11 protein-coding genes are annotated in these 7,917 nt (G+C 66.1%); 1 reads left to right on the top strand and 10 read right to left on the bottom strand.

The window, feature by feature from the left end:
* Positions 1–84: 84 nt before the first annotated feature.
* From DQ240_RS22960 to DQ240_RS22915, 10 genes are all read right to left on the bottom strand, one after another.
* Positions 85–549: a class I SAM-dependent methyltransferase gene (locus tag DQ240_RS22960; RefSeq protein WP_233498931.1), complete on the bottom strand. Its 465-nt coding sequence runs from the start codon at positions 547–549 to the stop codon at positions 85–87.
* A 40-nt stretch (positions 550–589) separates the two neighbouring features.
* The gene (gene lspA / locus DQ240_RS22955; protein WP_233498930.1) at positions 590–1,027 is read right to left on the bottom strand and encodes a signal peptidase II; all 438 of its coding nucleotides are present in this window, start codon (positions 1,025–1,027) and stop codon (positions 590–592) included.
* Between the two features lie 82 nt (positions 1,028–1,109).
* Positions 1,110–1,784 carry a cation diffusion facilitator family transporter gene (locus DQ240_RS22950; protein WP_113842028.1) on the bottom strand — a complete coding sequence of 225 codons (675 nt, stop codon included), beginning with the start codon at positions 1,782–1,784 and terminating at the stop codon, positions 1,110–1,112.
* Entirely contained in the window at positions 1,784–2,176 is a 393-nt protein-coding gene (locus tag DQ240_RS22945) for a helix-turn-helix transcriptional regulator (RefSeq protein WP_113842027.1), read from the bottom strand. The genes DQ240_RS22950 and DQ240_RS22945 overlap by 1 nt, the downstream gene beginning before the upstream one ends.
* 74 nt (positions 2,177–2,250) lie before the next feature.
* On the bottom strand, positions 2,251–3,147 hold the full coding sequence (locus tag DQ240_RS22940) for a F510_1955 family glycosylhydrolase (RefSeq protein WP_233498929.1): 897 nt from the start codon (positions 3,145–3,147) through the stop codon (positions 2,251–2,253).
* A gap of 166 nt (positions 3,148–3,313) precedes the next feature.
* Positions 3,314–3,754, bottom strand: a complete 441-nt coding sequence (locus DQ240_RS22935; RefSeq protein WP_113842026.1) for a low molecular weight phosphatase family protein — start codon at positions 3,752–3,754, stop codon at positions 3,314–3,316.
* Positions 3,751–4,173 carry an arsenate reductase ArsC gene (locus DQ240_RS22930; protein WP_113842031.1) on the bottom strand — a complete coding sequence of 141 codons (423 nt, stop codon included), beginning with the start codon at positions 4,171–4,173 and terminating at the stop codon, positions 3,751–3,753. The genes DQ240_RS22935 and DQ240_RS22930 overlap by 4 nt, the downstream gene beginning before the upstream one ends.
* A gap of 32 nt (positions 4,174–4,205) precedes the next feature.
* The gene (locus DQ240_RS22925; RefSeq protein WP_113842025.1) at positions 4,206–4,865 is read right to left on the bottom strand and encodes an arsenate reductase ArsC; all 660 of its coding nucleotides are present in this window, start codon (positions 4,863–4,865) and stop codon (positions 4,206–4,208) included.
* Positions 4,862–5,986: an ACR3 family arsenite efflux transporter gene (gene arsB, locus DQ240_RS22920; protein WP_113842024.1), complete on the bottom strand. Its 1,125-nt coding sequence runs from the start codon at positions 5,984–5,986 to the stop codon at positions 4,862–4,864. The genes DQ240_RS22925 and arsB overlap by 4 nt, the downstream gene beginning before the upstream one ends.
* Positions 5,983–6,357 carry a metalloregulator ArsR/SmtB family transcription factor gene (locus tag DQ240_RS22915; RefSeq protein ID WP_113842023.1) on the bottom strand — a complete coding sequence of 125 codons (375 nt, stop codon included), beginning with the start codon at positions 6,355–6,357 and terminating at the stop codon, positions 5,983–5,985. The genes arsB and DQ240_RS22915 overlap by 4 nt, the downstream gene beginning before the upstream one ends.
* A gap of 105 nt (positions 6,358–6,462) precedes the next feature.
* On the opposite strand from DQ240_RS22915, the gene DQ240_RS22910 reads away from it, so the two are divergent.
* A complete protein-coding gene (locus tag DQ240_RS22910) occupies positions 6,463–6,954 on the top strand; it encodes an ArsI/CadI family heavy metal resistance metalloenzyme (protein WP_113842030.1) in 492 nt (163 codons plus the stop codon).
* The last annotated feature ends 963 nt before the right edge of the window (positions 6,955–7,917 follow it).

The raw sequence follows: 7,917 nt of genomic DNA, 5'->3' as shown, positions 1-7,917 counted from the left end.
CCGACGACCGAGGACTCCGTGGAAAGCCGGGCAGACCGGCGACTTCCTCACGCCCCGGCACCACCGCGGCCACTCCGCCGGACCTCACCGGGCGCGCCCAGGTCCGTCGGTGGATCGAGGCTTAGTCAGGGGGGAGGCGACGAGGTCGTAGCCGACAAAGTGCCCGCCGGGGCGCAGAACGCGGCTGACCTCGTCGAGCGCTCGGCGCCACTCGATCACGTGGTGCAGCATCAAGAAGCTGACCACGACGTCGAAGGATCCATCGGCGAAGGGCAAGGCGGTGGCGTCAGCTTGGCGCACGGTGACCCGCGGTTCGTCGGTGAAGCGCTGCTCGGTGGCAGCCACCATCGCCGGGTCGAGGTCGGTGACGGTCAGCTCGCAGTCGGGATAGCGCCGGATCGTCTCGGCTGCCATGGCGCCGCTGCCGCCGCCTAGTTCGAGCATCGCGCCTCGCGGGGCTGCCCCCTGGAGCGCCCAATCGAGGATCACTCGGCCCGCGACCCAACGCCACGGCGGGCTCTGGCAGAACAATCGTTCGGCGCTCGACATGATCGGCACGGGCGTCTCCCTACGGCGTGAGCGAACGGTCCTAGCGACCTCGACGGTGGGACATGTCTTCGCGCAGCACCGCCAGGGCAACAGTGATTGCGCCCAAGGTGATGAAGACGTCGGCGAGGTTGAACGTGGGCCACCAGCCGGTGTGCAGGTAATCGGTCACCAGTCCATCGCCGGCGCGGTCGGCGAGGTTGCCGACCGCTCCAGCGAGCACCATGGCCAGCCCGATGAGCACCGGCCAGGACGCCGTCGCGGCTGACCGCCAAGCAAAGACGGCAACGCCGACGGTGATCACGCTGGTCACGGCGAGGACCACCCAGGTGGGTAGGCCTGCGCCGAGGTTGAACGCGGCGCCAGAGTTGTAGCCAAGGCGAAGATCGAGCACGCCGAGGTGGACGCTTCGCTCACCGTTGAGGTTGTGCTCGGCAACGGCCTTGAAGATCAGGTCGCCAGCGGCGAGAACGAGCGCCACGGCGCCGATGGCCAGGCGAGCCGTGCGAACACGGCTGCGCCTAGGCCTACTGCTAACGGTCGCTGACGCTGCCGAAACATCCTCAGTCGTCATCGTCATCGTCATCGTCATCGTCATCGTCGTCCTCGACGAGTTCGCCTTCCCAGGCCTCGCGGCCCTCGTGGATGGCAAAGGCGGCGATGACGAAACCAGCGACGGGGTCAAGCCAGGTCCAACCGACAACGGCGTAGAGGCCGAGGCCGATCAGGGTGGAGATGCTGAGCAGCACGCAGATCTTGGTCTCGGCGGCGTCGGCCAGGATCAGCTGGTCGCCTCCGAGAGCCTCACCGACCCGGCGCTTGGCGCGAGCGAGCAGCGGCATGATCACGACCGAGGCGGCCAGCAGCACGAGGCCCACGATGGAGGTGTCGGGCTCCTCGTTGCCGAGCAGGCTGCGGATGCCCTCGACGATCACGTAGGCAGCGAGCACGAAGAACGTGACCGCCACGGCCTTCAGTGCGCGGCGCTCCTTGGCCTCGTCGGCCTCGCCGTTGCGCAGCCGGGCAGCCAAGCGCAGACCTACGAGTACCGACGCAGCTGACTCGATGCCGGAGTCGAAGCCGAAGCCAATCAGCGACACCAGGCCGGCGAGGATGCCAACGGTGATGGCAATGGCGCCTTCAGCAACGTTGTAGATGACGGTGAACTGCGCCAGGCGTAAGCCCCGCTTGGTCAGCCGCTCTGTCTCGGCCGGGGAGAGGGCGGTGGTCTCGCTCATCAGTCCTCGGTTCCTTCACGGGTCGCCGAACCGTAGGTGGGGCACAGGTCGACGGCGTCGCCGGTGACGGCCAGCAGCCGTTCGGCAGCGGCTAGGACCTCAAGCAGCTCGTCGCGGGTGGTGAGGGAGAACATCGACGCGCGACCCTGCGGCCGGGAATCAACGAGGCCGCAGTCGCGCAGGCAGGCAAGGTGCTTGGAGACCGTCGACTGGGCGAGGCCCAAGTGCTCGGTCAGCTCGACGACGCGGTGTTCGCCGAGTGAAAGGTGGCGCAGGATTGCCAGTCGCGCCGGGTCGGACAGGCTGTGAAACAGCGAGGCCGCCGGCGACAGGCCAGCAGTCTCGATCTGAGGTGCGTCGGGGGCAACACCCTCCGGGGCTTTCATCGTCATACGGCGATGATAGCGCTCGCTGACGAGTTGGCAATCACCTAACTCGCCGGGCCGCAGGTCATCGCCCGTAGGAGTTAGGGCAGCGGCACGAAGGTCTCGCCGCCGTCGGCAGAGTCGTGCAGTCCGCCGCCTGCCACGACAAGGATGCGCAGCGTGCCCTCGGCACTAGCGCTTGCCCCGACGGCCTCGGGCGATCCCGAGACGCGGGCTCGCTCGTCCCACGTCGCACCAGCGTCAGTGCTGACAGCAACCGTGCCATTGGGCGAAACTCCGACGACTGTCTGGTCCTCGGCCCAGTCCACGACCTGGAGAAGGGGAGCGCCGGCTACAGGCGCCCAGGTGGTGCCTCCGTCGACCGATCGCATCAGGCCCGACTCGTTGGTGGCAACCAGCACCGACCCGTCCCCGGACGCAGCCAGCGCATGTGGAGTGACGCCCGCCCCGAGTTCGCGCCAGCTTGTGCCGTCGACCGTGGTGGTCAGCTCCCTGCCGTCGAAACCAACCACGCCCGCACTGGAAGCCGTCAGGGCATGGAAGTCAGATTCGCCCTGCCGAGAACGCAGCTCCCAAGACTCGCCACCATTGGTCGACTCGATTAGGCCTACTGGCTCAGGTAGATCCACCCCGGGTCCGGGGTGGCCCGATGCGTAGAAGTGGTCGGGGCCAGCCACGGTGAAGCCCATTAGGTCGATGACCGGTCCCACGCGGGTTGGCTCACCGTCGTCGTAGCGGAACAGGCCGTCGTGGGTAGCGAGGTAGACCAGTTCGTCGGCGGGGTTCACTGCCACGCCATGCACGTGCGCGCTGGGCAGATCCCCATGGCCCGTCTCGTGCGCCGACTCCTCGCCAGCCGCCGAGGAAGTCGCGTCGGCGCCGCAACCGCTGAGGGTGAGAAGCCCAGCGGCAGCAACAGCGGTGAAGGCAGCGGGACGCCAGCGACGGAGCAGCGGGCGATAAGGCAGAGAAGTCATGATCACTTTCCGAAGGCCGGAGCTTGCTCGCGCCGGACTTGGACCCCTGCCTTGCAGCCAGGGACTGTCATCGACGCACGGCGATGTTATCTCCGCGGGAGTGCGTCGTCGCCACGGCCTCTCAGGACCCATAGATAACGTCCTTTATCTCTGGCTGCCGGAGTCCCTAGAGCGTCAGGTCGTGGCCTCGCTGGGGGGCCACGCCAAGCTCTGCCGTCAGTGCCCGCACCCGAGCTGCGATGTCATCGCGGACGAGGCGCATGCGCTCGATGCCGTCGATGCCACGCTCTGAGGGCTCGTCGGTCACCCACTGCTCGAACCGGGTGCCATCGACCTCATCGACGTGGGCCTCGCGGCCGAGCGTGACTACGAGATCGGCGCTGCGGACCATGTCGGCAGTGATGGCCTTGGGTCGCTCAGCGGTGATGTCGACGCCCACCTCGAGTAGGGACTGCGCCGACAGCTCGTTCAGCGCAGTGCCCGCCTTGGTGCCGGCGGAGTGAACCTCGATGGCATCGCCAGCAAAGTGCTTCATGAGGCCAGCAGCCATCTGAGACTTGCCGGCGTTCTTCACACAGACGAACAGGACGCTGGGCTTCGAACTCATCGGGCGGTGGCGTCTTGAGGGCTTTGCAGCTCGCTGAGAAGGCCGCGAATGCGAGACTCGATCTCGTCGCGGATGGGCCGAACCGACTCGACACCTTTGCCCGCGGGGTCTTCGAGGGCCCAGTCGAGGTAGCGCTTGCCCGGGAAGATGGGGCAGGCGTCGCCGCAGCCCATGGTGATCACCACGTCAGAGGCTTCGACGGCCTCAGTGGTGAGGACCTTTGGGGTCTGATCGGTGATGTCGATGCCAACTTCAGCCATGGCCTCGACGGCGGAGGGGTTGATCTGGTCAGCGGGGATTGACCCAGCAGAGCGCACCTCAACGGAGTCACCAGCCAGGTGGCGGAGCCAGCCGGCGGCCATCTGAGAGCGGCCGGCGTTGTGGACGCAGACGAATAGAACGCTGGGCTTGTCGGACATGAGCTGCCTTTCGGAAGTGGTGGGGGTCGGAGTCACGCCGGTGCAACGGCTGGGTGCAGCTCGGCGAGCAGGGCGCGGACCCGGTTGTCGATGTCGGTGCGGATGGCGCGGACCTCGCCGACGGAGAGGCCAGCAGGGTCGCGGACCTGCCAGTCGAGGTAGCGCTTGCCCGGGTAGACCGGGCAGGCATCGCCGCAGCCCATGGTGACGACGACGTCGGCGGCACGGACCACGTCATCGGTCAGCGGCTTGGGGAACTCGGCGGTGATGTCGATGCCGACCTCGGACATGGCCTCGATCACGGCGTCATCGATCCTCGACGCTGGCTGAGATCCAGCCGAGCGAACGTGGACCTTTCCGCCGCCATGGTGAGCCAGGAGGCCAGCTGCCATCTGAGAGCGCCCGGCGTTCTGCACGCAGACAAAGAGCACCTCGCACACGTCACTTGCGATGGCGCCTTTGGCTTGAGCAAGGGCGGTCAGGCGTTCCGTCGCGAAGCGGCCCGCGAGCACGGGCAGATGAGCGGTGACCTTGGCGGTGCGGGCGAGGGCTGTGTAGGACTCAAAGACGTAACGGTCGATCGTCTCGCGAGCAAAGACGCCGGTGAAGCGCTCTGCGAGCTGATCGGCAAGGCGGTGAAGTGATGCCTCGGGGGTCAGCAGGCCGGGAAGCGACTTGTGGTCGTTGGTCATCGAGTGCTCCGTACAGCGTCGGGAACGGTGGGATCGCCTGGGAAGTAGCGCCGCGCTGCCCATAGGGAGACGTAGACCAGAGCGACGAGGACAGGCACCTCGATCAGCGGACCGACGACGCCAGCGAGGGCCTGGCCGCTGGTAACGCCGAACGTGCCGATGGCCACCGCAATGGCCAGCTCGAAGTTGTTGCCAGCGGCGGTAAAGGCAACCGTCGCGGTCTTGGCGTAGCCGAGCCCGAGGCGCATGCCGAGCAGGAACGAGGACCCGAACATGAGCGCGAAGTAGGCCAGGAGCGGTAGCGCGATCCGGGCCACGTCCCAAGGGTTAGAGGTGATGGCGTCGCCCTGCAGAGCAAAAAGCATGACGATCGTGAAGAGCAGCCCGTAGAGCGCGATGGGCCCGATCTTGGGAAGCAGCGTCGACTCGTACCAGTCGCGGCCCTTGGCCCGCTCGCCGAGCGTGCGGGTGAGAAAGCCGGCGAGCAGGGGGATGCCCAGAAAGACCAGCACGCTGAGCACGATTGCCCACACGCTGAACTCCGCCGACGTCGTCGACAAGCCCAGCCAGCCGGGCAGCACCTGCAGGTAGAACCAGCCGAGCGCTGCGAAGGCGAGGATCTGGAACACCGAGTTGATTGCGACGAGGACGGCCGCGGCCTCTCGGTCTCCGCAGGACAGGTCGTTCCAGATCAGCACCATGGCAATGCAGCGGGCAAGGCCCACGATGATCAGCCCGGTGCGGTACTCGGGGAGGTCGGGGAGTAGCAGCCAGGCCAGGGCGAACATCAGCGCCGGGCCGATCAGCCAGTTGAGAACGAGAGACGCGCCGAGCAACTTGCGGTCGCCGGTGACGCGATCCAGCTCGGAGTACCGCACCTTGGCCAGCACCGGGTACATCATCAGCAGCAAGCCGATCGCGATCGGCAGGCTCACGTCGCCCACCTTGACGGCGTCGAGAGCGTCGTCGAGGCCAGGGATGAGCCGGCCCAGGCCAAGGCCCAGAGCCATGGCTGCGATGATCCAGACCGGCAGGAAGCGGTCAAGCGTGGACAGCCGCTGCAGGACGGGAGCGTCGACAGTGGTGCCGCCACGGGCGATGTCACCCACGGTGTCGCTCATGCGCCGGCTCGCATCAGTGCCGGGGCGCTGAAGAGGTTGGCCACAGCCGAGAGGGCTTCAGGACGCACGGCGTAGTAGGCCCATACGCCGCGCTTGTCCCGATCGAGGATGCCGGCGTTGTGCAGGACCTTCAGGTGGTGGCTGATCGTGGCCTGCGTGAGCTCAAAGGCGCCGTTGAGGTCACAGACACAGGCCTCCCCACCCTCACCTGAGGCGATGAGGCTGACCAGGCGCAGACGTACCGGATCGGCAAGGGCCTTGAGCAGGGGTGCGATCTGCTCGGCCTGCTCGGTGGACATCGACGTTCCGGTCAAGGGGGTGCAGCAGGCGAAGCCTGATTCGCTCATGATCTTCTCTTCCGCTCGGTGCATCGACCGTCATCGTAGCGACGTCCATCGTATTGACAAGCGTCTATGGAGTGACCAGAGTGTGAACATCGACGAGCGTCGATGTCTTGAATGGAAGGGGCTCACCTGATGTCTCGCGTGCAACTGGCCCTGCGGGTTGCTGACCTCGAAGGGGCCGTCGAGTTCTACTCGCGGCTCTTCAACACCACGCCGGCCAAGCGCCGGCCTGGCTACGCCAACTTCGCCATCGCCGAGCCGCCGTTGAAGCTGGTGCTCTTGGAGGGGGAGCAGGGCGAGGCCACTCGCATGGATCACCTCGGAGTCGAGGTCGCTACGACCGACGACGTGACAGCTGCGCACGTGCGCCTCGCTAACGCTGGCCTCGTGCCGCGCCCTGAGGAGAACACGACGTGCTGCTACGCCGTTCAGGACAAGGTCTGGGTGAATGGCCCCGGCGGCGAGCCGTGGGAGGTCTACACCGTCAAGGGCGACGCCCGAGCCGATCTCGAAGGCAAGACGTCTCTGGAGCTGTCAGAGGTGACTGGCGACGGAACCTGTTGCACGAGTGACGTCGCTAATGCTGCTGATGACGAGCGTGCCAAAGCAACGGCGTGCTGCTGAGCTTTTCGCCTGGCATGCCCCAGTGCAGGTTGACCCAGGGGAAGTGGGCCCTGGGTCAACCTCGTCATTAGAGATCAGATACAGACTCGACAACCGCGGCACCAGTGCCTCGACGCGGTAACCCGTGCTTATCCAAGATGTTCCGCATAGCTGAAAAGGACCTGTCTGTCAATTCCGACAGCTCGCGTAGGGAGCGGCCGACCCGGTACTGCTCGATGACGAAGCGCTCCACGCGGGCCTGCGTCGTTGAGTCGGGACGAGGCGATGCCGTACCGGCGAACTCCGCGAGCGGCCTCAGTTGCGGCCGGGGTGGGTACGGCATGCAGAAACGCTAAGAGCCCTTGGTCCTGGGGCGCGTCCCCCAAGTGAGTGGCAGCAGTGCCAGAGCGCCAGTACGTGGCCGGAGGCCTACGGGCCCAGACCTGTACTTCGGCGCCGAGCTAGCCGTCTAGTGAGTCTTTCTGTCGTGCCACAGCCCCCGCTTCGCAGCCGCTGTGGCCGCCGGCTGATTTTGGGCTGAGTGTCTCACCCCGCTGACAGGATTTGGCTAAGCACAACAACTGAACATAGGAAGTACCGCAGTGAGCAGTGAAACGTCAGCCTGGTTGAACACAATGGTCTTGATTGGCCAGACATCAAAGCGCGGGACAGCTTGGCACTATCGCCGATCTGACCAAGGTGCCGAGCCCAACCACTATCCGTTCGAGATCCCCGTTGGCGAAGTGCAGCGTCGCCTGTTCGGCTGGCAGGCAATCGAGCTGCCGTTGCTCGCTGAAGCACCAGCAAGCTTCTTTGACGCAACTGGCGTTGGCCGCGACGGTGAGCCGGTGCGGCAGTGGGTGAGTCCCCTGGAGTGGTGTAGATCGGGCCCCTGGCCTCGGTGATCGTGTCGGTCACCGACGTCGAGGGGCCACCGCGTGAGGCTCTGTGAGTACCCGCCAAGGAACTCACCGAAGAGGACTC

The organism is Blastococcus sp. TF02A-26 (assembly GCF_003319125.1).
Taxonomy (GTDB): Bacteria; Actinomycetota; Actinomycetes; order Mycobacteriales; family Geodermatophilaceae; genus Trujillonella.
The sequence above is the reverse complement of the archived record's forward strand: the minus strand, read 5'-3'. Positions and strand labels throughout refer to the sequence as shown.

Coding starts and splice junctions, on each gene's coding strand:
- DQ240_RS22940 (WP_233498929.1), bottom strand. CDS start 3,147: ATGACTTCTCTGCCTTATCGCCCGCTGCTCCGTCGCTGGCGTCCCGCT.
- DQ240_RS22935 (WP_113842026.1), bottom strand. CDS start 3,754: ATGAGTTCGAAGCCCAGCGTCCTGTTCGTCTGTGTGAAGAACGCCGGC.
- DQ240_RS22915 (WP_113842023.1), bottom strand. CDS start 6,357: ATGCACCGAGCGGAAGAGAAGATCATGAGCGAATCAGGCTTCGCCTGC.
- DQ240_RS22945 (WP_113842027.1), bottom strand. CDS start 2,176: ATGACGATGAAAGCCCCGGAGGGTGTTGCCCCCGACGCACCTCAGATC.
- DQ240_RS22925 (WP_113842025.1), bottom strand. CDS start 4,865: ATGACCAACGACCACAAGTCGCTTCCCGGCCTGCTGACCCCCGAGGCA.
- DQ240_RS22960 (WP_233498931.1), bottom strand. CDS start 549: ATGTCGAGCGCCGAACGATTGTTCTGCCAGAGCCCGCCGTGGCGTTGG.
- DQ240_RS22950 (WP_113842028.1), bottom strand. CDS start 1,784: ATGAGCGAGACCACCGCCCTCTCCCCGGCCGAGACAGAGCGGCTGACC.
- DQ240_RS22910 (WP_113842030.1), top strand. CDS start 6,463: ATGTCTCGCGTGCAACTGGCCCTGCGGGTTGCTGACCTCGAAGGGGCC.
- DQ240_RS22930 (WP_113842031.1), bottom strand. CDS start 4,173: ATGTCCGACAAGCCCAGCGTTCTATTCGTCTGCGTCCACAACGCCGGC.
- arsB (WP_113842024.1), bottom strand. CDS start 5,986: ATGAGCGACACCGTGGGTGACATCGCCCGTGGCGGCACCACTGTCGAC.